The 23,580-nt window shown below is 67.9% G+C and carries 24 protein-coding genes and 1 pseudogene; 12 read left to right on the top strand and 13 right to left on the bottom strand.

Features of this window, described 5'->3' with window-relative positions; translation table 11 throughout:
* Positions 1-84: 84 nt before the first annotated feature.
* Positions 85-377 (bottom strand): annotated as a pseudogene (locus OG574_RS39525) (transposase); the annotation flags it as partial.
* On the opposite strand from OG574_RS39525, the gene OG574_RS39520 reads away from it, so the two are divergent.
* Together OG574_RS39520 and OG574_RS39515 are read left to right on the top strand one after the other, a co-directional pair.
* Entirely contained in the window at positions 367-858 is a 492-nt protein-coding gene (locus tag OG574_RS39520; RefSeq protein ID WP_326777084.1) for a DUF3558 family protein, read from the top strand. The pseudogene OG574_RS39525 and the gene OG574_RS39520 overlap by 11 nt on opposite strands.
* Before the next feature lie 377 nt (positions 859-1,235).
* Positions 1,236-1,910 carry an SMI1/KNR4 family protein gene (locus OG574_RS39515; RefSeq protein ID WP_326777083.1) on the top strand — a complete coding sequence of 225 codons (675 nt, stop codon included), beginning with the start codon at positions 1,236-1,238 and terminating at the stop codon, positions 1,908-1,910.
* Positions 1,911-2,160: 250 nt separating this feature from the next.
* On the opposite strand, the gene OG574_RS39510 is transcribed toward OG574_RS39515, so the two are convergent.
* Complete coding sequence (locus OG574_RS39510) at positions 2,161-2,721, bottom strand: transposase family protein (protein ID WP_326777082.1); 561 nt, start codon at positions 2,719-2,721, stop codon at positions 2,161-2,163.
* Positions 2,722-3,122: 401 nt separating this feature from the next.
* Between OG574_RS39510 and OG574_RS39505 the strand changes: the two genes are divergently transcribed.
* The 8 genes from OG574_RS39505 to OG574_RS39470 all read left to right on the top strand — a co-directional run bounded on the left by OG574_RS39505 (position 3,123) and on the right by OG574_RS39470 (position 11,437).
* A complete protein-coding gene (locus OG574_RS39505; RefSeq protein ID WP_326777081.1) occupies positions 3,123-3,668 on the top strand; it encodes an AAA family ATPase in 546 nt (181 codons plus the stop codon).
* A gap of 510 nt (positions 3,669-4,178) precedes the next feature.
* Positions 4,179-5,318 (top strand): C40 family peptidase, encoded by a 1,140-nt coding sequence (locus OG574_RS39500; RefSeq protein WP_326777080.1) that lies wholly within the window; start codon positions 4,179-4,181, stop codon positions 5,316-5,318.
* Between the two features lie 82 nt (positions 5,319-5,400).
* The gene (locus OG574_RS39495; RefSeq protein WP_326778757.1) at positions 5,401-5,700 is read left to right on the top strand and encodes a DUF6112 family protein; all 300 of its coding nucleotides are present in this window, start codon (positions 5,401-5,403) and stop codon (positions 5,698-5,700) included.
* Positions 5,700-6,386, top strand: coding sequence for a hypothetical protein (locus OG574_RS39490; RefSeq protein ID WP_326777079.1), 687 nt, complete (start codon positions 5,700-5,702; stop codon positions 6,384-6,386). The genes OG574_RS39495 and OG574_RS39490 overlap by 1 nt, the downstream gene beginning before the upstream one ends.
* 34 nt (positions 6,387-6,420) lie before the next feature.
* On the top strand, positions 6,421-7,791 hold the full coding sequence (locus OG574_RS39485; RefSeq protein ID WP_442816874.1) for an SCO6881 family protein: 1,371 nt from the start codon (positions 6,421-6,423) through the stop codon (positions 7,789-7,791).
* A gap of 91 nt (positions 7,792-7,882) precedes the next feature.
* Positions 7,883-9,352: an SCO6880 family protein gene (locus OG574_RS39480; RefSeq protein ID WP_326777077.1), complete on the top strand. Its 1,470-nt coding sequence runs from the start codon at positions 7,883-7,885 to the stop codon at positions 9,350-9,352.
* 44 nt (positions 9,353-9,396) lie between these two features.
* The gene (locus OG574_RS39475; RefSeq protein WP_326777076.1) at positions 9,397-9,852 is read left to right on the top strand and encodes a DUF6238 family protein; all 456 of its coding nucleotides are present in this window, start codon (positions 9,397-9,399) and stop codon (positions 9,850-9,852) included.
* Positions 9,853-9,871: 19 nt separating this feature from the next.
* Complete coding sequence (locus OG574_RS39470) at positions 9,872-11,437, top strand: ATP-binding protein (protein ID WP_326777075.1); 1,566 nt, start codon at positions 9,872-9,874, stop codon at positions 11,435-11,437.
* A 158-nt stretch (positions 11,438-11,595) separates the two neighbouring features.
* Here OG574_RS39470 and OG574_RS39465 read toward each other — a convergent pair whose 3' ends face one another.
* The 7 genes from OG574_RS39465 to OG574_RS39435 all read right to left on the bottom strand — a co-directional run bounded on the left by OG574_RS39465 (position 11,596) and on the right by OG574_RS39435 (position 18,661).
* A complete protein-coding gene (locus OG574_RS39465) occupies positions 11,596-12,378 on the bottom strand; it encodes a sulfite exporter TauE/SafE family protein (RefSeq protein WP_326777074.1) in 783 nt (260 codons plus the stop codon).
* Positions 12,379-13,005: 627 nt separating this feature from the next.
* Positions 13,006-13,869 carry an SAM-dependent methyltransferase gene (locus OG574_RS39460; protein ID WP_326777073.1) on the bottom strand — a complete coding sequence of 288 codons (864 nt, stop codon included), beginning with the start codon at positions 13,867-13,869 and terminating at the stop codon, positions 13,006-13,008.
* Positions 13,870-13,967: 98 nt separating this feature from the next.
* Entirely contained in the window at positions 13,968-14,798 is an 831-nt protein-coding gene (locus OG574_RS39455) for an oxidoreductase (protein ID WP_326777072.1), read from the bottom strand.
* A 16-nt stretch (positions 14,799-14,814) separates the two neighbouring features.
* Positions 14,815-15,690: an NmrA family NAD(P)-binding protein gene (locus OG574_RS39450; RefSeq protein WP_326777071.1), complete on the bottom strand. Its 876-nt coding sequence runs from the start codon at positions 15,688-15,690 to the stop codon at positions 14,815-14,817.
* A gap of 68 nt (positions 15,691-15,758) precedes the next feature.
* Positions 15,759-16,457: a winged helix-turn-helix transcriptional regulator gene (locus OG574_RS39445; RefSeq protein ID WP_326777070.1), complete on the bottom strand. Its 699-nt coding sequence runs from the start codon at positions 16,455-16,457 to the stop codon at positions 15,759-15,761.
* The gene (locus OG574_RS39440; RefSeq protein ID WP_326777069.1) at positions 16,424-16,726 is read right to left on the bottom strand and encodes a hypothetical protein; all 303 of its coding nucleotides are present in this window, start codon (positions 16,724-16,726) and stop codon (positions 16,424-16,426) included. Before OG574_RS39440 ends, OG574_RS39445 begins: the two co-directional genes overlap by 34 nt.
* Positions 16,727-17,239: 513 nt before the next feature.
* On the bottom strand, positions 17,240-18,661 hold the full coding sequence (locus OG574_RS39435; protein ID WP_326777068.1) for an MFS transporter: 1,422 nt from the start codon (positions 18,659-18,661) through the stop codon (positions 17,240-17,242).
* A gap of 108 nt (positions 18,662-18,769) precedes the next feature.
* On the opposite strand from OG574_RS39435, the gene OG574_RS39430 reads away from it, so the two are divergent.
* Positions 18,770-19,396, top strand: coding sequence for a TetR/AcrR family transcriptional regulator (locus OG574_RS39430; protein ID WP_326777067.1), 627 nt, complete (start codon positions 18,770-18,772; stop codon positions 19,394-19,396).
* A 33-nt stretch (positions 19,397-19,429) separates the two neighbouring features.
* Here OG574_RS39430 and OG574_RS39425 read toward each other — a convergent pair whose 3' ends face one another.
* The 3 genes from OG574_RS39425 to OG574_RS39415 form a co-directional block, all read right to left on the bottom strand.
* Positions 19,430-19,591 (bottom strand): hypothetical protein, encoded by a 162-nt coding sequence (locus OG574_RS39425; RefSeq protein WP_326777066.1) that lies wholly within the window; start codon positions 19,589-19,591, stop codon positions 19,430-19,432.
* Between the two features lie 1,086 nt (positions 19,592-20,677).
* Positions 20,678-20,863 (bottom strand): hypothetical protein, encoded by a 186-nt coding sequence (locus OG574_RS39420; protein ID WP_326777065.1) that lies wholly within the window; start codon positions 20,861-20,863, stop codon positions 20,678-20,680.
* A 157-nt stretch (positions 20,864-21,020) separates the two neighbouring features.
* Positions 21,021-21,686 carry a hypothetical protein gene (locus tag OG574_RS39415; RefSeq protein ID WP_326777064.1) on the bottom strand — a complete coding sequence of 222 codons (666 nt, stop codon included), beginning with the start codon at positions 21,684-21,686 and terminating at the stop codon, positions 21,021-21,023.
* A 73-nt stretch (positions 21,687-21,759) separates the two neighbouring features.
* On the opposite strand from OG574_RS39415, the gene OG574_RS39410 reads away from it, so the two are divergent.
* The gene (locus OG574_RS39410) at positions 21,760-22,716 is read left to right on the top strand and encodes a GlxA family transcriptional regulator (protein ID WP_326777063.1); all 957 of its coding nucleotides are present in this window, start codon (positions 21,760-21,762) and stop codon (positions 22,714-22,716) included.
* Positions 22,717-22,927: 211 nt separating this feature from the next.
* On the opposite strand, the gene OG574_RS39405 is transcribed toward OG574_RS39410, so the two are convergent.
* Positions 22,928-23,569: a TetR/AcrR family transcriptional regulator gene (locus tag OG574_RS39405; protein ID WP_326777062.1), complete on the bottom strand. Its 642-nt coding sequence runs from the start codon at positions 23,567-23,569 to the stop codon at positions 22,928-22,930.
* Positions 23,570-23,580 lie beyond the last annotated feature (11 nt).

Below are 23,580 nucleotides of genomic sequence, written 5' to 3'. Positions count from 1 at the left end.
GTTGGTTCAACAGAGCTCAAACCCCCTATACCAATGGCCCAACACGATCACATATCACTCGGCCACAGCAGTACCAACGGACCACCACGAGTTCCTCAGGAGGTGGACCACGCAGGTCTGGACGATCGTCGCCAGCCAGACGGTCTCGACTGCGTCGGGCAGGCCCCTGAGCCCGTCGCAGCCGAGCATGAGGACATCGCCCGCGCCGCGGTTCTTGATCTCGGTCAGGATGTTCAGCCAGTGCTTGGCGCCCTCGCCGCCGTCGCCGGACCACAGACCGAGGATTCCCGGCGGCCCTCCGTGGTAACGGCCAGGGCCACATAGATCGGACGGTTGGCGACCGCTCCGTCGCGGATCTTCACGTGGATGCCATCGATCACATCGGCGTTCAAATCATCAGGTCTTCCCGGAAGCACGTCCGCCTCCGACACGGGTTCCGCGGACGAAGGCGATTCGACCACGGCAACGCTGAAGGGACTCGACTACTGCAGCCTGCTGGATCCGGCAGCCCTGGCCGCGGCCGGAATCCAGGATTCGAAGGGGCAGCTCCCGGCCGAATACCCGAACATCCTCGGCTGCTGGTGGATGCAGGACAGGACCATCGTCAACCTCACCGTCAGCGTGGGCGCTCAGGTCAACGACCTGGACAAGGGAGAGAAGCAGGACTTCTCGGGCTTCGAGGGCGCGTCGCAGTACAACGAGCTCACGTCCGAGTGCTTCGTCGACGTCAACGTCGGCCTCGACCAGTTCCGGGTCGACATCGCAGACTCCAGCGGGGAGAACAAGGCGCTCACCGGCAAGAAGTGCGACGTGGGGGTCCAGTTGGCACGCCAGGTGGTATCCAAGATCAAGAAGTAGGACGGCGCCCGTTCCCGACACGGCAACCTTGCGGATCTCGAAGCGTAGAGAACTCCGTGATCTACAGGAACCGTGCTCGTTCTACGTCAGCCCCCTCACCGGCTCAAACCCGGACAAGTCCGGAGAACTCCGGGGCCCGGGTGCGGAGTCTCCCGACGTCGGGACGAAAACTCAGCCCGTGTGATGCTCGTCCGGGCTGGTCTCTGTCCCGGCTAGAGATCTTTAACGGTTGAGGTAGTGCTATCTGGCCATCGCCGACACTCCCTTCAGTTGGCTGGTGTGCGTGATGTGCCGAGGGACTTGTGGCGCCGGGCTGTTCCCGCGGTAGCAGTGGAGCCCGCTCCCAGGGTGTCGGTGGCGGCACGTACGGTCTGCGCATGACTGATCAGTGGTGGGCGGGCGTACGCCAGCGAGTTGAGGGGGCCGGTGCAGGCCCTGCGGCCAGCAAGGTTTTCGGTGCACTGGGGCACAAGTGGGTCGTGGCGGATCCGCTTACCCAAGGCGAGCTTGCCGAACTCGAGGCTCAGATAGGCGTGCAGCTGCCGGAAGAATACCGGGCCTTCCTGCTCCACGTGGGCGCGGGCGGCGCCGGCCCCGCGCATGGCCTGTTCCCGGTTCGGCGTGTGCAGGGCCGTTGGGGTTGGGAGGGCGACGGCGCGGACCTGGCTGACCTGTCGAGGCTTGCCGAGCCGTTTCCTGACCAGGGTCCGGATCCGGAGCTGCTCGAAGATGTTCTTGCCCAACGTCCCGAGGAAGAGGACTTCGACGACATCGAGGATTTCGACGACGCCATCAAAGCGTGGGATGAGCGGTGGGAGGCCGTCATGTTCGCCCCGGAGCGCACCGCCGGCGCGATCGTGATCTCCCACCTGGGCTGCGCCCAAAGAGAGTGGCTGATCATCAACGGCAGTTACCGCGGCACGGTCTGGTCCGATTGCCGGGTCGACGACGTCGACCTCGCCCCGCTTCTCGACGACGACGGTATGCCGGTGACGTTCGCGCGCTGGTACACCGACTGGCTGGAGAAGGCCGAGCTCACAGCCCTGTCGTAGGTCATCGCCCTGTGCTGCTGAGCGTTGTAGTTGGCCAAACGGGCCAAGTACGTCGCCCAGTCGGACCGCATCCCCGGCCGGAGCCGCTCGCGATCGTCATCTAGCTCGACCAGGTGTTATTTAGCTCGAAAAGTCACACGACAAGCTCTGGTCCTCGGGTGTCCGGTCGCATTGTCATTGCCCCGTGCGACCCTGGGCGATGCCTGGCGGTACCTATCACTGAAGCCGATGCTGCCGCCGGGCACACTCGTCACTGCTCTGGATCGTCCAGCACCTTCGCGGCCGCCACCACGAACTGGTCCTGCGGGCCCGTCACCGACTGCACCATTCCGATCCAGACCTGCCCCGGAACGGGCATCCAGCCCCTTGGGCCATGCAGTTGACGTCGTACACCGTGGAACGCCTGCGTTACCTGATGGGCCTGCTGGGCCTGCTGCCACATCGCATCCGGCCCCGCCACACGCACCCGCGCCTGCGCCTGCGCCTGCGCCTGCGCCGAAACGAGCTGCTCAAGGGCTGCGAGCACCGCCGGATTACCGGCCCGCCCATGTATCCGATCGTCCAGCAGGCCCTGGGCAGCCGCCTGGTAGAGCGCAGGCAGGACGTAGATCCGGGCCGCGGTGATGTCAGGCGTCGATCCGGGCTCAACCTCGCAGACCCACAGCGGAGTGCCGTCCGGCGCGGAGAGGAACTGCACCTTGCCGCCGAACGCCTTGTGCTTCTGGCTGAACCTGAGATCGTTGCCATTCTCGCGCTCCCCGGAGACGCGGTCAGACTCGATCAGGGTGCCGTCCAGAATCAACTGCGTCATTCCCTCCTCCTGGCAGCGTGTCAGGACGTCGTGCAGGTCGGGGGCCTGGTCGGCAAGGACGTCGATGCCCTCGTGCAGGTAGCGGTAGCCGGCGGCTTGCGAAATCCCGGGTCTCGCGCCAGGCAGTGCACGCAGCCGCGCTCCCGGAACCAGCGCAACACCAACACGGCCTGTCGGAACGGCCCGAGCGCCCGCGAGCCGCGCGGAGTGCCGATCAGGCGGCGTGCGCGGCCAGCAGACGGGCGAGGTGGTCCACGACGTGGCGGGAGACATCGAGCGTGGCAACATAGGTGACCAACGTGAAGCCTCTGGTGGTTACGGACATGATCTTGTGGTGAGACCTGTCCTACCAGGGGCTTCACGGCAGTTCGGACTCAGGTGCACCATGACGGGGGCCAACAGTGCAGGAGCTCAGTTCCGCAGTCGTGCTCGTCACCGGAGTCATGGCGTCAGGGAAGTCCACCGTCGCCCAGTTGCTGGCCGAGCGGCTCCCACGCTCCGTGCATCTGCACGGTGACAGCTTCCGGCGGATGATCGTGTCCGGTCGCGAGGAGTTCACGCCTCAGCCGACCGCGGAAGGAAGGGCTCAGCTACGGCTGCGCTACCAGGCATCCGCTGCGGTCGCAGACCTGTACGCGCAAGCGGGATGGACCGTCATCGTTCAAGACGTTGTTCTCGGCGAGCACCTGGACACCTATCTTGACGCAGTGACGGCGAGGCCCCTCTATCTGGTCGTCCTTGCCCCCCGCCCCGAAGCAGTCGCAGCGCGTGAGGCCGGCCGCCACAAGAACGGCTACGGCGGCCCCTGGACGGTCGACATCCTGGACGACGCACTACGCCGGGACACCCCGTCCCGCGGGCTCTGGCTGGACACGTCGAACCAGACACCCCACCAAACCGTGGATCAGATCCTCGCTGACCTCGCCACGGCTCGCATCGTCGGCTGAGGGAGCCCATCAGAAGGTCGCTGAGAAAACCTCAATGACCTGAACTCGCCCGGCGACTGCGCGGGACCATCGCGTTCGGGTTCGTTTGGTGCGGCCGGAATACGTCCCTACAGTCCAGCCATGTTCAACGGACGGGCGCCGGCTCCGCGCCTGTTGAGCTGTGTCAATACGCATTGCCGCATCCAGGCGGCGACACTCTGGCACTCACCGAACGTGCTGCGAATTGGGCAGGAGCGATTCTCCGTGTGGAGTCTGAGATTACGAAGGCGGCTGACTGCCGCCCTCCGTAACGGGCGCCCAGGGGATGGGTGTTATCTGCTGCCGACCCCTTGGGCCCCTTCTTTCCACGAGTTCCTTTATTCCTGCCCGGCGCGGCGTTGGTGACCTTTCCGACGAGAACGCCATTGTCGTGCCGCCTACGCGTAAGGAGTTGCTGATGCAGCACGCACCGGCACGCCCTTCACCGGGACCCTGCGCTCCGGTCCACCACTCGACGTATGGCCCGCGACGTTGAAGACGGCCGCAGGCATAGTCGGGGTGGTGGCGCTCGGTCCGCTGCTGTTGATTGCGCCGATCGCTGTCGCCGCAGCTGGTGCCGCTGACGCTCAGGCCGCCTGCTCTGATGGTGATACAGAGCCTTTGGAATCCTCGGCGGCCGCCAAACAGGTGGAGTCGATCCTCAAGGGCGGCGACAAACGGTTTGCTTCGGTTGCAAGCCTGGACGATCGCACGGAGCAGATCCCGAATGCCAAGACGATCCAGGCCACGGGCGTCGCCATGAAGGTGCCGACGCGGGGGCAGATCGTTGCCCTGGCCACGGCCCTGCAGGAGTCAGGGCTGCGGAATCTGGATTACGGCGACCGGGATTCACTCGGCCTCTTTCAACAGCGTCCCAGTCAGGGCTGGGGGACAGCCACTCAGGTACGCGATCCGGTGCAGGCCTCGACGAAGTTCTACGAGGAATTGCTCAGCGTCTCGGGCTGGCAGTCCATGACCGTCACGCAGGCCGCGCAGGCGGTCCAGCAAAGCGGCTCACCCGACGCATACGCCAAGTGGATTCCCTTGGCCACAGCTCTGCAGAAAGCCATCGCGAAGTCACTGTCCAACGAGTCGACGTCCGTCAGGAGTGGCTCCAAGGACACCCAGGACGGGGAGTCGGTTTCTCTGCCCTCCGGGTGCGGCACGGGCGAGGACGGGGCCAAGTTCGGTCCGCTCCCCGCCGGTTCCGTCCCCAAGGGCTACAAGATCCCGACCGACGCCCCGAAGTCCGTGCGCACGGCTATCCGTTGGGGGCTCGGCCAGCTCGGCACTCCATATCAATGGGGTGGCAAGTGTTCGGATCCGCACGGTCAGGATCCGATGGGCCGCTGCGATTGCTCGTCCCTCATGCGGGCATCGTACAAGGCCGGTGGGATCTCGATCTCCCGGACCACGTACACGCAGGTCAAAGAGGGCGAGGCGGTTAGCGTGGATGCCCTCAAGCCGGGCGATCTCCTCTTCACCCGCGGCACCGCCGAAGTCCCGGAACACGTCGGAATGTTCATCGGTGAGGGCCTGATCCTTCAGGCACCGCACACCGGCGACGTGGTCAAGATCTCGACCGTCACCGATTGGCGACCGGGCCTGCTGGCCGCCCGCCGGATCGTCTGACCGACGCCTACCCCTCTCTTCTCGCTCCACCCTCTCCGGGCTCTCGCGCGCCCAAAATCGTACTGGAGTTCAAGTGAAGCTCATGCAGCATGCCCAAAGCCTGGCGTACAACCCTGGCGTCAGCCCGAGCGAGGGCGGCCTGCCCGGTCTCGATGTCTTGAAGAAGGTCATTGGCAGCATCAACCTGTTCGGCATCATCGCCGTGGTGGGCGCGCTCGCGATCTCGGCGATCGTCTGGGCCTGGGGCCACCACAGCGGCGGCCACCAGGCGGAGGCCAACGGCAAGAAGGGCACCGTCGTCGCGGCCGGCTGCGCGCTGCTGCTCGGCGCGGCCAACGGCATCGTGGCGTTCTTCTCGGCGATGGGGACGCACGTCCACTGATGCCGAAGAAACCACTTCCCTCCGCTGACGAGCGAACGCACCAGGCTCCGGCCTCGGTACTTCGCCGAGCTTCCATCGGCGGGGCCGTCCTCGCCGTGCTGCTGGCCGTCGCCGGGCTCCTCGCGTACGTCACGCGCCCGGGGAGCCCCGCTTCGGCCAAGGCAGCCCCGGCTTCGCCACCCTCCTCAGCGTCGGCCTCCGCGTCCGCAGCTCCGCACGCAGATTCGGCGGTCGCTGCACCACCGAAGACGAGCGATCCGATCGTCTTCGGCGAGGCCGCCACGAAGGTCCTGTGGACGTACAACACACGTTCCTCCTCCCAGGCCGAGCACCTGGCCGGCCTCAAACAGTGGATGACCAGCGAGAAGAAGTACGCGGACTGGAAGTCGGTCCTGGACCAGGTCCCCAGGCCGGTGCTGTGGTCACGGATGCACGACAACCAGCAGCACGCGAGCGCCACGGTCGGCGAGGGCCACTTCCCGCAGGCGTTCAAGACGGCCCTGGCCCAGGATCCCGGCGCGATCACCGAGGCGTACGTCTACGCCGTCACGGTCACCGGCAAGCAGTCCATCGCCTGGGAGGGCTCAGGCGCCGGGGCCGAGTCCCGCTCGACAACGCTCGCCGTCCAGTGCCGACCGCACCAGAACTGTGCCCTGGTCGGGGTCCTGCCGAGCGTCGCGCCGTGATCCACCCCCACAACTCTCGAAAAGAGGTGCCCTGATGGGGGCTTGCGACCTTCCTCTGATGAACACGGTGTGCGCCACCGTGGACAGTGTCGTCGGCGTAACCGGCGAGGCAGTCACAGACGGAATCGGTGCCTGGATCGCCAAGTCGATGGGTGAAATGGCACAGGCAGCAGCTGATCTGGCGTCGAAGGCCGTCGATCAGACGACGGGCATCGATCTGAACGCCGAGTGGTTCCGCAGCAACTACGAACTGATCCTGCCCATCGGCCTGATCCTGACCGTGGGGACGTTCTGTCTGCAACTCACCCGCGCCGCCTGGCGACGGGACGAGCGAGCCCTCGGCCAGGCGGTTTACGGCACCGTGGCCGGAGTCCTGTTCGCCTTCGCTGCCATCGCCTGCACCACCGTCGCAATCACCGTGGTCGACGCACTCAGTGCGGGACTGTTCAAGGCGGCCAACAGTTCGGTGGACGATGCGGTGCGCCGGGTCATCAAGGTCAACGAATTGGGGCCGATGTACGGCCTAGGCTGGGCCATCCCCTCTCTGATGGCACTCGGCTGCGCGGTGGGCGCCTTCCTTTACTGGGCAGTCATGGTGGCCCGCAAGGTCGGCATCCTGGTGCTCGTTACGCTTGCCGTGTTTGCCGGGGCCGGTGGCGGCTGGGAGGTCGCCAAGCGGTGGCGGCGTGGCTGGATCGAGGCCACCAGTACCCTGATCGTCTCCAAGCTCCTGATGACGATCGTATTCCTTCTGGGCGTCTCGGCCATGGGCAAGTCCGACGCAAACGACGGGCTCAGCGCCCTGTCCGATGCGCTCGCGGGCATCGTCGTGATGGTCCTCGTCATGCTTTGCCCGTATGCGACGTACAAGTTCGTGCACTGGGCAGCCGACGGCGGTGGCCATGGCGACGTGCACCGCTCCGGTGTTGCGGGCATGGCGGTGGCCGCTGGCGCGGCCAAAACTGCAGGTCAGCTCGCCATGCAGTCCGGTATGGGGATGCGTGCTCCGCAGGGTCCGGCGAAGGTTCCGGGCCAGGGGTCGGACGGTGTTGCCTCCGGGATCGATCCGACCGGCGGCTCCGGCGGAGATGAGAAGCCGAACCAGGCCCACTTCCGCTTCGGCGAGGCCCCGAACGCCTCCGGCGACAAGGGTCGGGCGCTGATCCGCCGGCCTCCCACGGGCGGCGACCGGGGAGTACCTCTCATTCAGCGCCCCGGCCAGGGTTCCGCGAGCGACTCCGCTCCAGTGGCCTCAACGCCAACGCCACAAAGTGCCTCCGTCGCACCGCCACGGGTTACACACCAGGATCCGCCGGCACCGCCACGCATCGGGCCTGCGCCGCAGGGCGGTGCCACCCCGCAACGATGGATCTATCCCGCGCCGCCGGGCGATTCGGGCTCATAGCCCATAGCTGATGGGGCGGCCGGAAGCCCAGCCCGGCCGCCCCATCCTCCCTCCCCCTTCCTTCTCTTCACGCTCCAAGGACGGCTTCGCCATGCACTCTGGCTCTCCTCACCCCGACGGTCCGGTCACCGTGAAGTTCCCACACCGCTCACGCCGCGGCGTGCTGCTCGGACTCTCGGCCCCGCAACTGATCGTCGTCGCGGTCACCGGCCTGCTGCTGCTCGCGGTGCTGCTCTCAGCCGGCGTGACCGGGGCACTCAACCTGATACCGCTGTGGGCCCTGGTACTCGCGGCAGTCTTCATGCGCCACCGTGGACGCTCGCTCGCCGACTGGGCGCCGATCGTATTCCGCTACGCGCTCCGTCGCTTCCGGGGCCAGTTGATCTGGCTCACCCGGCCCTCGACCCGGCCGCAACGCGAGGGCCTGCTCCACCTTCCCGGAACCGCTGCATCGCTGCGCGTGGCCACCTCTCCCGACGGCCGCTTCGGCGCAGTGCACGACCCACACGAGGGCACCCTCACCGCCGTGGTCAAGGTCTCCTCCCGTGCCTTCGCCCTGCTAGACCCTGCCACCCAGACCAGCAACGTCTCCGGCTGGGGCCGCACGCTCGCCGCCCTCGCGCGCACCGGGCACATCGCCCGCGTCCAGGTCCTCGAGCGCACGGTCCCCGACTCCGGTGACGCGCTCCACCGTTACTGGAATCAGCACGGCGATACGCATTCGCCGCTGGCTGGGCCCATCTACCGTGACTTGCTGGCCGCCGCTGGTCCGGCCGCCGCGCCACACGAGGCATACGTCGCCCTCGCCCTCGACCTCAAGGCGGCCCGCCGCCTGATCAACCAGGCCGGCGGCGGGCTCACCGGCGGCTTCGCCGTCCTGGCCCAGCTCACCTCCACCTTCGACCAGGCCGCCCGCAACTCCGGCCTCATGCCTAGCAATTGGCTGACCGCGACCGAGATCGCCGCCGTGATCCGAACTGCGTACGACCCCAAGGCGTCGGCCGCCCTCGACCAGTGGTCCGCCTCAGGGCACCCGCAAGCCGACCCGGCTGCCGCTGGACCCGTCGTCCTGGTCGAGAAGGCCGACCGGATCCACACCGACTCCGCCCACCACGCCACGTTCTGGATCGAGAACTGGCCCCGCATCGAGACCTCACCGGGCTTCCTCCACCAGCTCCTGTTCACCTCCGGCGTCCGCCGCACCCTGTCACTGACGTATGAGCCCAAGGGACTGGACTCCGCACTCAAGGACGTACAGCGCAAGAAGGCCACCGTGATCGCAGACGCCGCCGAGCGAGCACGCAAGGGCCAGGTCGATTCCGAGGAAGACTCGGTCGAGTACGCCGACATCAAGCAGCGCGAACGCCAGCTCATCGCCGGGCACGCTGATGTCGCCCTCACAGGCCTGCTCACCGTCAGCGCCGACAGCGACGAACAGCTCAACGCCGCCTGCGCCGCGATCGAGACCGCCGCCGTCGCCGCGCTCATCGATCTGCGCCCGCTGACCTGGCAGCAGGCCGAAGCGTTCACCAACGCCGCCCTGCCACTCGCCCGCCCGTAGCGCACCCCAGCACCACCGACCACGCTCACCCGAAGGGCAACCTCATGCCGACCGAGCCCCTGACCGAACTGGCGTCGGACTTCATCCCGTTCGCCACCGCCGCGCTCGACTTCCACCGGGCCATCAACATGCCCGTCGCCCCGGTCGCCGCAAGCCGCACCGAACTGGACACCTTGCACGCCCACGTGATTGCCCTGTACGAGCTGCTCGACACGCACGCCGTACGCACCGCCCAGGTCGCCGATGCCGAGGGCGATCACCTCAGGGCCTGTCGGATCCGGCTGTGGCAAGCAGCCGAACACCTCCACGCAGCCTTCCACTCGGCGCCGCATCCGGGCACTGACCGCCTTGCCACCCATGACGCTTGCCGGACCCGGCTGCCCGAGGGCGCGCCCGAACTCACCGTGTGCCAGCGCCATCTGGCGGCCTCGGCCCGAGTTCGACGCGACCACACCCCGGCCGACCTGCGGGACCCCTTCACCGGCCTCACCCGGCACTGACCACCAGGAGCACCACGCCATGTACTCCCGCACTCGCGCCTACGCCAGCCCACTGTTCGTTCCCCGCAAGAGCGACCGCCGTACGGCCCGCGCCGCCCGTAAACAGTTCGCCGCCGGCAGCGACCAGGCCCGCAATGCCGCCCGGCCCGAGGCCAGCACACCTCAGGCCGGGGCCGACCCCGACCTGCGTGCCACCTATCTGCCCGTAGGGCGCCCCGGTCCCGCCTCCGCCCGAGGTGGCCGACTCAAACTCCCCGCCCATCGAATGACCACCGCGACCGCCTCGGGCGCCTACCCCTTCCTCGCCGAGGGCGGCCTCGGCGCCCAGGGCATCTACGTCGGACGCGACGTGCACGCCGAAGCGGCGTTCACCTACGACCCGTTCGCCCTGTACGGACGGCTCGACGGCTTCACCAACCCCAACATCCTGCTCGCCGGGGTCATCGGCATGGGCAAGTCCGCGCTGGCCAAGTCTCTTGCCGTGCGAGCCGTGGCCTTCGGCTACCGCATCTACGTACCCTGCGATCCCAAGGGCGAATGGACCATCGTCGCCAAGGAATTGGGCGGGCAGACCATCGCACTTGGACCCGGGCTCCAGGGCCGGCTGAATCCGTTGGACGCGCCCTCCAAGCCGTCCGGCGTCAGCGAGACGGACTTTGCCAGCGAGGTCCGCAAACGACGCCTTCTCCTGCTCGGCTCCCTCGCGAAGACCGTCCTGCGGCGCGACCTACACCCAATGGAGCACACCGCACTCGACGTCGCGCTCGACCAAGCAGTCACGCACGCCGACGCCACGGGCACCACACCACTGCTCGGCGACGTGGCGTACGTACTCGGCTCTCCCGAGCGACTCGACGGTGCGCTCGGGGAGCTGTCGGGGCGCCTTGGGCAGGCCGCCGAGGACCTGGCCCACGCCTTGCGGCGCTTGGTTCACGGTGACTTGTCCGGGATGTTCGACGCGCCGTCGACCGTGGACTTCGACCCGGCCGCTCCGATGCTCTCCATCGACTTGTCCCGCCTCGGCGGCGCCGGCGATGACACCGCGCTCGTCCTGGCGATGACTTGCGCCTCGGCCTGGATGGAGTCCGCGCTCGCGGATCCCGCAGGAGGGCGACGCTGGGTGATCTACGACGAAGCGTGGCGGGTAATGCGGCACGTAGCCCTGCTGGAGCGCATGCAGTCCCAGTGGAAACTCAGCCGCGGACTCGGCATCGCCAACATGATGGTCATCCACCGCCTGTCCGACCTGCTCACCGCGGGCGATGCTGGCTCCCGGGGCCGAGCACTGGCCGAAGGCCTGCTCACCGACTGTTCCACACGGATCATCTACCGCCAGGAAGCCGACCAGCTGGGTTCCGCCGCCTCACTGCTGGGCCTGACCGGGGTCGAGACACAGGCGGTCTCCGCACTGACCAAGGGACGCGGCCTGTGGAAGGCCGCGGGCCGATCCTTCATCACCCAACACCTACTCCACCCACGGGAACGCGAACTGTTCGACACCGACGCCCGGATGCACGCCAAAAGCGCCGAGTTCACGAAAACTGAAGCGCCTTTGCTGCCCCTCAGGCTCCGGGAGGTGCAGTGATGAGTGTAGGTGAGGTCCTGAGTTCCGGGCGACTGGCATCGTGCGTCGGGCCCGACACCACTTCGACTCGGGTCCGGGAGGCACCTACCAGTCGAGGTAGGTCCGAGATGGTCGCCCGTTGCGATAGCAGTCCACAGCCGGAAGTTGAGACCTGGATGTCAGCTCATGGTCTGGACCGTGTAGAGGGCGCCGATGCCTGCGGCGAGAGCGCCGAGCAAGAGCCGGAGACCGGCCTCGGGCAGATGCGGCTGGAGCCGGGCACCGAGGTGCCCGCCGACCAGTCCGCCGGCTCCACACGACAGGCCGAGGAGCCAGTCGGGGGCGACGTCACCGGTCACAGCGAGGGAGAGCAGTGCGTAGGTGGACGACCCGATGATCGAGGTGATGAAGGTGGAGGCCAGAGCGGCGGGTGCCACGGTGGCAACCGGCACTCCCCGGCCGACGAGGATCGGGCCGAGCAAGGAGCCGCCCCCGATGCCGTAGACGCCGCCGACCACCCCGACGGTCAGGGCCAGCGCCGTCGTGGCGCGGGGCGACGGCGGCCGGGGCGGGCGGACATCCGCCGGACGCAGTGTCCGTGCCAGCAACCAGATCCCAAGGGGCAGCAGCAAGGCGGCCACGAGGAGTCGGAAGACGCGCGGGCCGGGAAAGGCGAATACCCGAATCACCGCGCCGATGACCACGGCGGGCACGGTGCCCGCGATCAACAGGCGCGTGAGCCGCCCTCGCAAGCTCCCCGTCCGGTGGTGACGCAACAGAGCACCGGGACCGGCGACGACGTTGTAGAGAAGGTTGGTCGGTGTCACCGCCGGGCTCGGCACGCCCAGAATGCTGACCTGTACGGGCAGCAGGAAGACGGCGCCGGAGACGCCCACAGGCGCCGTGACCACCGATATCAGCAGCCCGGCCACGAATCCGAGCAGGCCCGTCGACCAGTGCACTACAACCCCCTCAGAGACAGCCGCTCCCGGAGCACGCCCGGAAGCGTGGGTGCCTCCCGCTCTCGCGAACAGCGACCCCTGCTTGATCCAACCGCCTGGCGAGAGGACGAACAACTGCTGCCCACGCTTGTGTACCGAGCCAGTCGGCTACTGCTCGGAGTGGCCTGCGGGGTCGGCCTGTGTGAGGACCAGGGTGTAGCGCAGGGCCGCGTCGATTCCGATGCCGAAGAAGTCGCAGATGCGGCGGACGTCGCCGCCGGTCGCGAAGATCTCCTGGAGGATGCGGTCCTCGCGCAGGGCCTGTGGTGAGCGGCACCGGGCGGCTTACGTCCGTCGGGCTTGATTTATGCGCTGTTGAGCTGTCCACGGGTTATCGTCCACCGTCATCTCGATCACGGGTTGGCGGGTGCACTTCACTCGCCGAGACCAGGCGTGGCCGCGCGAAGAAACCCCGTTCTTACGGGAGTTCAGCGCCCTGTTCGCCGGTCTCAATGAGGGGTTGGACGACCGGGGTATACCTGAGGGGCAGCCGTTCCTGATCAGTCCGGCGGGCGGGTACGACATGGCGCTGAGCCGGTACTTCTCGGCCTGGCTCGCGTCTTCACCCCAGGTGCAGTCTCCGTGAAATCAGCGGCGACGGCAGATCATCTCGGTCGGAGCAAGGAGACCTTCCTCGATGTTCTGGAGTACCTTTGCGACCTTGGTCGATGCGTCAGTGCCCATCGCCACGCTGATCGGGGCCGGAGGAGTGTCCCCGCCTGCAGGGTTGTGCGGCGTACTGGTTCGGTGGTGCGCACCGCCCGCGCCACGAAGCGACTGGACTGCTTGCAAGCGGTGATCGTGCTCGGCGACGATGTCGAAGCCGGCCCTGCGCAGCCGCGACCGGTATTCCTGGGGGTGGGCCAGGAAGCTGTGTTCGGGCTCCGAGGCCCACGGCAGTGGGTAGCGGACGAGGGCGGGATTGCCGAGGAGCATGACGTCGTACACGATGAAGAGGCCCTCGTCGGTCAGGACGCGGCTGATCTCGGTGAACAGGCGGGCTTTGTCCTCGATGTTCATGCCCACGTGCAGCATCCAGGCCCGGTCGAAGCTCGCCCGGGGAAAGGGCAGTGCGGTCACGTCACCCTGCTGGAACCGGGCCCGGCCCGTGAGGCCCACACGGTCGGTGAGCCAGCGGGCGACGTCGACGTACTCCTCGGTGAGGTCCACGCCGGTGACGTCCGCGCCTGCGTGCTGGGCCAGATGGCGGGCCGGGCCACCCAGGCCGCTTCCCACGTCAAGGACGCGCAGGCCCGCTCTCAGCTCCAGGTGTTCAGCCAGCTCTCGCGTCGCCGCATGGCCGCCGGTGTGGAACTCGTCCACGCCATGAAGGTCGTCGGTGGTGAGGGCGGTATGCCCCGGGTAGAGGCGGTCGAGCGCTTCGTCGATCTTCCGGCGCAGATCGCCTTGCCGATAATGGCGTGCTACAGCGGACGGCTGTGGTGCGGTCACGGGAACGTCCTTCAGGTCATGGGTGGTCGAGGCGCGACCGAAGCTCCTGCAGGGCTTCGGGCCGTGGTGCCGGAGAAGGCGGATGCGGCGGTGTTGTCCTAGTCGTGATCGGTGGAGTGGGCGACGTGCCGCCAGGCGTCCATCTCGTTGCGGAAGGTGTCCAGCTTGGCGTCGAAGGCTTGCAGGGTGTCGGCTCCGAGTGGCAGGCGCAGGGGCGGCTCGGAGGCGGCGGCCATCTCGACGATGGCGCCCGCGGCCTTGACCGGGTCGCCGGGCTGGGCGTGATTCAGGCTCGCGGCGGCTGCACGCATCGCGCCGACCGTGGGCGCGTAGTCGTCGATGGTGTCGGGGCCGGTGTGCAGGCTGGTGGGGTCGAGGAAATCGGTGCGGAAGAAGCCCGGTTCCACGAGCGTGACGTGGATGCCCAGGGGGGCCAGTTCGGTGTGGAGGGTCTCGGTGAAGCCTTCGACGGCGAACTTCGTGGAGGCGTAGATGCCCCAGCCCGGCGCGGTGGCGAAGCCCACGATGGAGCTGATGTTGATCACGTGGCCGGAGCGCTGGCGCCGCAGCACCGGCAGTACGGCGCGCTGAACGGCGAGCGGTCCGAACACGTTGGTCTCGTACACCGCGCGGACCGCGGCGGCGTCGGATTCCTCGACGGCGGCGAGCAGTCCGGTGCCGGCGTTGTTGACCAGGACGTCGATCCGGCCGAACCGCTCGACCGCTGCGTCTACGGCCGCCTGGATGCTCTGCGGGTCGGTCACGTCCAGCGGTGCGGTGAGCAGCGCGTCGCCGGTGTCGGGAAGCTGCTCGCGGATGGTTTCGGCCTTCCGCGCGGTGGCGATCACCTGGTGGCCGGCGGCGAGGGCGGCACGGGTGATTTCCAGGCCGAAGCCCCGGGACGATCCAGTGATGAACCAAACGCTCATTGTTTTGCTCCGGTGTTCAGGCAGTGGGCAGATCGAAGGCCGCACGGTTCTGGGCGATGAAGCCCTCGACGTCGAGGGGGTCGCTGCCGCCGATCGTCTTCACCAGGTCGTTGGTGCCGGCGAAGACGCCGTTGCGGTAGTCGACGGCCACGGCGAGCAGGTGCTGGATCAGGTGGTCCGGTGCGCCGCGCCCGCGCAGGATGGCGGCGAATTCGTCGAGTTCGATGGGCACGTAGGTGACTTCACGGTCCAGCGCCCGCGACATCTTCTCGGCGATCTCGTAGTGGTTGAGCTCCTCGGCTCCGTACAGCCGGTAGATCTGGCCGGCGTGCGGGGCGGGGTCTTCCAGGACGGCGGCGATCACCTTCGCCTGGTCGCTTTCCGCGATGGGGGCGTGGCGTCCGTCGGCGAACGGCAGGCGCAGTTCGCCGGTTCCGTCGGCCCAGGTGTCGATCAGCCACTGGGCGAAGAAGGTCGGGCGGATGTGGGTGACGGGGACCGGGGAGCGGTCCAGGACGCGTTCGGCGACCCAGTGCTGGCGTGCCGCGTTGCTGGCGGTGTTGCGGCGGGCGGAGACCTGCGACATGTTCACGATCGCCTGGACCCCGTTCTCCTCCGCCGCCTGGGCCACGTTCGCGGTGGCGTCCATCAGGCCGGGGCGGATCGGATAGGTGAAGTACAGGGCGTCGATCCCCTTGGTCACCTGGGCCAGGGAGTCCAGGTCGAGGACGTCGCCTTCCACGACGTCCGCCCCGAGGGCGGCGAGCCGCTCGGCGCGCCCGTCGTGACCGCGGACGAGTGCGCGGACGCGGTGCCCGCGCTGGAGCAGGAGTTCGGTGGTCTGGCCGCCGGTCTTGCCGGTGGACCCGATCACGAGGAGGTTGCGTTCCATGATGATGTTTCCGTTTCTGGAGAAGTACCGGTGTATGGGGGGTTGAGTCCTTTGAGTGGGCGCCGCACTCAGTGAGGGGTCGTGCCATGCCCATCGGGCAGGCGGAACAGTTCGAAGAACAGCCGGGCGGCGTCTGGCTCGCCGTGCACGACGAGTCGCCCCGAGGCCACCGCGTCATCGACGGCGACCTGCCCCTTCGCGAGGGCGTAGAACGTTTCCTTGTCGCAGATCAAGCGCAGACCGGGCTTCAGCGGCGCCGGGCCGGTCTCCACCCGTACCCGCTCGCCGTCGCCCTGCAGCCACAGCATCTCCTCGCCGACCACCAACTCCGTGAGCGTGTCGAAGCGCGCCGCCTCTCCTGTAGCCGTGAGGCGCATCGCCACCACGGACCAGGCGGCGCGATCGGTGTAGCTGGGCGGCGGGTCTCCCCGACCTGCGCCCCACTCGGCGAGGCCAGCGAGGACCGGCATCAACGCTTCGCCCCGGCCAGTCATTTCATAGGCGGCTACGCGGCCCGGACCCGGCAGCGTGGTGCGACGCAGCACGTCATGCTGCTCGAGGTGCTTGAGACGTGCGGCCAAAAGGCTGGTTCCCATGCCCGGCAGGGCCGATAGGAGATCCCCGTAGCGGCGAGGGCCCAGGGCCAGCTCCCGCACGATCAGCAGCGTCCATCTCTCACCCAGCACGTCAAGCGAGCGGGCGATGAAACAGGTCTGTTCGTAGGAGCGGCTCATCATGCCACCCCAGCCGGCGACATCACCGAGCATGCGGAGGGCATTGCCATCCGGTCGGCTACCGGAGCGGACAGGCTGACATGACCCAGCAGGCCACTGATGACTCGCTGCACTTGCACCCGCTGGACGTCGAGTTCGCCGCCACGTCGGCCCGCAGGCTCCGACTCGAACTCGGCCATCCGGGCGGCAGCGCGGCGTGCTTCGGCACTGTCTGATACGCCGTCCACCAGATAGAAGTGCTCAATGATCACTCCCACCCCAGAGCGGCGGCGGAATCCAACCATCCACTTATTGTCGCTCATGGACCTTCTCCTTCCTCGTCGCGCTCACACGCCTGGAACTGTCGCCCACTTTGAAAACATGTAGTTGTTACTACTTGTTTTAGAACTATCAGGGGCTCCAGAGTCTTCCCGATATGGCAGAAAAATCTCGGTTTGCTTCACAGCAAGGCGTAAGCGAGGGCGTTTGCGGCGTCAACGACCCCCCGCGCGGGAGATGCACCGCGCCAGGAAGGCTGCCCAGGTAGGCCCAGGATGTCCCGGCGGACTTCGAACAATGGGGCTCGGAGTGTCGGGAGCTCAGCCTTTCTCGCCGACCCGGTACACGCGAATACAGCCAGCCCGCCGCCACATCCCGCAAATCGGGCGGCCCCGGCTCTCCGGTCTGCACCAAGCCCTCTTGCACCCCGATGGCCGCATGCAGTTGTGCGCCGACTGCATAGTGACCCAACTCGGTGGACCCCGGCCGCGTAGGGCCGAGAGAAGGCGCTCCATGGGCGATAGCGTTCGCTCCCGAGCGCTTGGGAGGCCGTGCTGTCAGGGCATGCGGCGGGAGTGGAGGGCGAGCAGGGCGATACCGGCGGCCAGACCGGCTCCGGCCTGGACCGACCAGGCATGGTCGAATCCGATGAGCGTGGCGTGAGGCGTGAGGGCGACGAGCACGGCCACGCCGACGGCGCTGCCGATCTGTCGGCTCATGTTGAGTACGGCGCTGCCGGTGGTGGCGCGTTCGGGTGCGAGGGTGCCTGCGGCGGCGAACAGCGGTGCCCAGGCGAGCCCGCCGGCTAGGCCGACCAGAATCAGGCCCGGGAACATGGCGCCCCAGTAGTCGGGGGTGGTGTGCACGGTTGCAAGCCAGTAGCCGGCGGCCAGTGCCATGGACAGCGTGCCGGTGACGGCGGGGGCGGTGCGTCCGAAGCGGCGCTGGATGGGGCCTGCGTTCATGGCGAAGGCGATCGAGGCCAGGGGGGCCGGGGCGATGGAGACGCCTGCGCGCAGCGGGCTGAAGTGCCAGACCTCCTGCATGAACAGGGCGGTGCCGAGCAGGACGATGGCGAAGCCGGCGGAAAACAGGAACAGGGCCACGGTGGCGGCGGTGAACTGCCTGCCGACGAAGAGCTGCTTCTCGATCACCGGTGACTTGGCGCGCAGGGTGCGCTCAATGGTCGAGGCGGCGGCCAGGGCGGCTGCGGCGAACAGGGCCACGGTGCGGACGTCCGTCCAGCCCCACGCCGGTCCCTGGACGGTGGCGAGCACCAGCAGGCTCACGGCCAGCAGCAGTGCGAGGGTGGACGCCGCGTCCGGCACGGCGGCGCCCTTGGGCTGGCGCACCTCGGGCAGGAGCAGCGCGCCGGCGAGGAGGGTGGCGATGCCGACGGGGACGTTGATCAGGAAGATCCAGCGCCAGTCGAGGGTGACGAGCAGACCGCCGACGGGCGGGCCGGCCGAGGCGGCGATCGCGCCCACGCCCGCCCACAGGCCGACGACCAGGGTGTGCTGGCGCTTGGGGAAGCTCGGGTAGAGCAGGCCGAGCGAGGTCGGCACGATCATCGCCGCGCCGACGGCCTGGACAGCCCGGGCCGCGACCAGCACGCCGAGACTGGGTGCGGCGGCCGCGACGGCTGAGGTGAGGGTGAAGAGCGCCACTCCGGACAGCAGCATCTTCTTGCGTCCCCGGTGGTCTGCGATCCGGCCCGCGGGCACGAGCACGGCGGCGAAGACGATCGCGTAGGCCGACAGCACCCACGACACGTTCGCGACGTTCGTGCCGGGGAAGGACTGCCCGATTCCGTCGAGGGCGACGTTGACGACGAAGAAGTCGAGCTGCGCCATGAAGGCGACGGCACCGAGCACCGCCATGATGCTCCAGCGGCGCGGGTGACCCGCCTCGGTGGCGGCCGGACCCGGGCCGCTGCGCGTTGTCGTCGCGACCGCCTGCGGTGCAGCCTGTGTGGACATCCTGTCCGCCTCCAAGGAAATGGGCCTGGCAGCCCTTTTTTGGTCTGCGGTCAGGAGACACCCTTTGGAATGGGCTGTCAAGCCCTTTTTTGCGTTACTGTTGCCCCCATGACCACCACCAGCGAAGCGTCGAGCCGGAAGCTCACCGCAAAGGGCCTGGCCACACGCGAACGCATCGTCAGGGCGGCGGCAAAACTGATCTACGAACACGGGGCGCAGAACACCAACAACGATCAGATCCGTCAGGCCGCCGGAGTCAGCGGCTCGCAGCTGACGCGCCATTTCCCCACCAAGGAGTCCCTGGTGCGCGCAGTGCTTGCTTGGCAGGCCGACAGCATCGTCGCCCGCCACCAGGCACCCGAGCTGGGCGAGCTGGACAGCTTCGCCGCCCTCCACTGGTGGGCCGACTCCTACATCGCCTCGCAGGACATGCTGCGCGGCGGGTGCACGTTCGGCTCTTTGGCCGCTGAGGTCGTCAAGACCGAGCCCATCCACCGGGACGCGGTGGAAGTCGGCTTCGAGCGGTGGCATGAGCTGTTCAAGCGCGGCCTGGGCAAGATGCGCGAGCGCGGCGAACTACGGCCGGAGGCCGACCCGGCCGCGCTCGCCCACCTGCTCACCGCCGCGTTTCAAGGCGGAGCGCTGCTGGACCAGGCGGCCGGCGATTCCACGCCTCTGCGCGACGCACTGTACGGAGCCCTGGCCTACGTCGAGTCATTCGCCGCGGAACGCTGACCGCACCGCGGAGTGCCCTCGGGCAAGCGGCGCTCAGGAAGCGCCAGAGACGACCGGACCCGGGCGGGGCGCCTGCGGGGACCAGGCCTGTGCCGTGAGCGGGAGCCCGGCGAACGCTTGATCGGCGACGCGTTCCAGCGCGGCCGTGTCGGACCCGGCCCAGGCCAGCGCTCCCATGCCCCGGTTGACCGCCATGAGCAGGTGACTGATCCCCCGGGGCGTCCGCCTCGGGATCGAGGTCGCCATGGCGCTGTGCCGCACTCGGCATCGACGAGGTACTGACCATGGATCCGCTGCCCGAACGAGGCATGGACGGGGTGGCCGCGCCGAATTGCGCGGAGCCGCTCGCACGCCGTCGTCGGCACGCCTGGCTGCTCGCCACTCTCACCGAACTGATCGGCGACTGCGCACAAGCCGCCGGGGAGGTGTACCGGCCGGTCGCCGAGGCCCCGCCCACACAGACTGATGTCCCCGTGAACCTCGGGCTGCTTGGCGGCCTCTGCCGGTACTCGGGGGACGCGGCGCGTGCTCAGGACGCCGCGCGATGCGCCATAACCGAGGCGGAAGGGATCTTGGCCCAGGCGGACGGCGCGCTGGCAGATGTCGGTGCCGACTTCCTCACCGACCTGCTGGACGATCCGGCACAGGCCGTCAAGTGGGTACAGGAACGGGCGAGCACAGGCGAGTTCACCGTGGATCAGATCCTTGGCGAGGCAACCGATTCGGTCGGCTGTCCGGACTGCTCGACGAAGCACAGTGGCAGTCCGACCCGGGCACAGCGGCGGCGAAGTGCCTGGCTGCTACCGGGCACTTCGTCTCCGTGGTCTTGGTCGACGTACCGGCCGCCACGCCCTGAGACAGTGAAGTCGAGCGCGGGTAAGGCGGACGTCCACGAGATTTACCCCGTCCGCTGTGCTTTCGTACGGACTATTGCGCAACCTCGGCGGGAACGTCGCGGACGATCTCGGTCAGGTCGCCGGAATCGATGTCGTAGAAGAGGCCGTAGATCTCCACGTGCTTCGGGTGCCCGGGCTGTTGCGGATCAGACTCACGTCGTAGTTGAGCGACTTTTCGAAGTCGGTGATGGCGATGCCGTCCCAGTCGTACAACGACGAGATGTCGGTGTGCTGCTCATTTCTCCACGCAGAGGTGATTCCCTCCGCCGTGAAGGAGGTGGCGCCACAGAAGGAGTGGTGTACGACGACAACTCGTTCGACACCGAAGAGGTGCTGGGAGACCGTGATCGAGCGAAGAGCATCCGCAGCGCGCCCACCCCGACGATCAGGGGAACACCGTCGCTGTGGAGCCCATCTTCTTACAAGTCGCGTCGAGGAGAAGTTCGCCGGGGTAGACCTCGTCGCCGAAGTGATCGGCCACCGCCTGCGCAACCCCGGCCGCCCGAGGGTCGAAGCAGTGCATGATGATCGTCCTGACGGGAATCGAACCGGTGACGATCTCCCGAGCCACCGCTTCGTCCTAACCCGGCTGCGCTCGAAACGTGAACTCCGCAAAATCCGACACTGCTTGACTCCGCTTCTCATGGTTGACTCCCCGGCTCTCTCGGGAAGCCAGGAACGTTTCAGATAGGGAATGGGCACCTGGCACAGCCGCTGAGGGCTCCTGGCTACTCCCCCCACGGCCCGCCGACCACGCCCCGCTCCATGGTGGTGACGCCGTCAGCTGCCCGCTCCTGCGCAAGGTGGAAGGCGAGCGCGTAGGGAGGCGCGGCTGACTCGGAGCGGGCACCGTGGGCAAGGATTTCCTCGGCCAGGTGGTGGACCATCTGAAGCCGCGGATACGCGGCATGGATCTGACTCTGCTCCCCGGCCACGAGGTCGGCGTTCTTGCCGAAGTCGATCGAGATGCCTTCGTAGGTCAGGTAGGTCAGCAGCCCCATTCGTTCGGGGATCTGCGGAATGGTGTGCAGAGCGATGGCCTCCCAGACCTTGTCCACATCCCCGGCCGGGGCGCCGACACCGGTCAGCACAGCGGCGGCGAGATCGGCGCTCTCGATCTCGAACCGGAGCAAGCCCGGTGCGTCCGGCCCGGTTCCCAGGTCGTGCATCACGTTGGCGGCGAAGAGGAGTTCCTCGCTGTAGTCCGCGTCGTTCAGAACCCCCTTATGGGCGGCGAACAAACGGGACCAGTAGAAGCCGCGGATGCAGTGGTTCAGCACGGACGGATGCATCGCGGCGCGGGCGGCGGCGAGGCTCGCTTCGACCAGCGGCCCGGAAGGGAGAGCGAATACGCCGTCGTGCAGCCTGTTCGAGGGGGCAGGAATGTCGGTCATGACTCGACGCTACGAGAGCGGATCTCGCGCGAAAAGTGGCACTGATGCCAACCAGCGCTACTGTCGTGCCACCATGACGAACAGACACCATGTCACCGTGCTCGTGCTGCCCGGTGTGCTCGCGCTCGAATTCGGCGCTGCGACGCAGATCTTCTCGACGGACCCGCACTACGAGCTGACCCTATGCGCCGACAACGGGCCCGGACCCGTGCCCGTGTCCGGCTTCACGATCACTGTCGCAGCCGGCCTCGAGGCACTGGAGGACGCCGACACCGTGATCATCCCGGGTTACGACGACATCGACACGACCCACTCACCGGGAATGCTGGCAGCGCTGCGGGCGGCTCACGCCCGGGGCGCCCGGCTCGTCTCCATCTGCACCGGGGTCTTCGCCCTTGCCGCGACCGGACTGCTCGACGGGCGCCCCGCCACCACGCACTGGCGGCATGCCGAGCAACTGCGACGGCGCTACCCGCACGTCGATGTCCTGCCCAACCAGCTCTACGTCGACGACGGCGACATCCTCACATCCGCCGGCGTGACGGCAGGGATCGATCTGTGTCTGCACCTGATCCGCACCGACCTGGGCGCCGCAGCAGCGAACACACACGCACGAGACCTCGTCGCACCGCCACGGCGACGGGGCGGCCAGGCGCAGTTCATCGAACAGTTCCGCCCCGAAGCCAGCGGAGACGAGCTCGCTCCCCTGCGCGAGTGGATGCTCGACAACCTCGCAGCCACCTTCACTGTCGACGACCTCGCAGAACACGCCCATATGTCCCGGCGGACCTTGATCCGCCGTTTCCGCGAGGAAACCGGCACTACACCGATGGCCTGGCTGACCGACGCGCGTATCGACCGAGCACGCGAACTGCTGGAGGCGAGCACCGTGCCCGTCGAGCAGGTCGGCCGCCTCACCGGCTTCGGTGCTCCCGCTTCGCTGCGGGCCGCCTTCCACCGGCACCTCGGCACCTCCCCCCAGGAATACCGGACCCTGTTCCGCCACAAGACGGAGCCGGCGCAGACCTGACCGCGCAACTACCGCCAGCCGACCGACGTCCCCCTCCGAGGAGGTCACACGACGTTGGATACTCACGCACCGGGATCCAGGTGCGCCGGTGACACCCCGTCACGGGTAGCGGCGTCAGAGATGGCACGTCAGGATCACACGGTGGCGCAGGAGGGCGACTCCGGCCAGGGCGGAGCGCGATCCGAACGTCTCCTGACCTGCGCGTGAGCGCTCAGGAAGCATCCGCGGTGGCCGCCTGGGACACCTGCTGGGACCGGGCCTGCACCGTGAGCGGGAGTCCCTCGAACGCGTGACCGGCGACGCGTTCCAGCGCGACCGCGTCGAGCCCGGCCCTGGCCATTACTTCCATGCCCCGGTTAACCGCCATGAGCATCTGGCTGATTTCGGGGGCATCCGCCTCCGGATCGAGGTCGCCATGGCGCTGTCCGGCCTGAACGCACTCGGTCAGTGAGCCCCCGATTCTCGCGAGAGCCTGCCGGACGCGTGCGCGGGCCTGCGGATCGTGGTCGACTCCCTCGACGACGAAGCCGGTCACCATGCAGCCGAGCCCGTCGGGGTCGTCATGGACGACCCGTGCCGACTTCAAGAGATATGCCCGCAGCCGCTCCAGCGCGGTCTCGTCGGGGCCTTCGAGTACCGCCGCCCAGGCGGCCTCGTTGCGCTCGCAGTAGGCCGACAGCGTCTGCCGGTACAGGGTGCTCTTGTCGCCGAAGGCGGCGTAAAGGCTGCCGCGGCCCAGCCCGCCGGCCTTGGCGATGTCGTCAACGCTCGTGCCGGCGTATCCGCTTCGGCGGAACTGTCGCTCGACGGCCTGCATGACCTTGGTCCTGTCGAATCCTGGTGGGCGTCCCATGGGGCCACTTT

The sequence above is a fragment of the Streptomyces sp. NBC_01445 genome, assembly GCF_035918235.1.
Classification (GTDB): Bacteria; Actinomycetota; Actinomycetes; order Streptomycetales; family Streptomycetaceae; genus Streptomyces.
The sequence above is the reverse complement of the archived record's forward strand: the minus strand, read 5'-3'. Positions and strand labels throughout refer to the sequence as shown.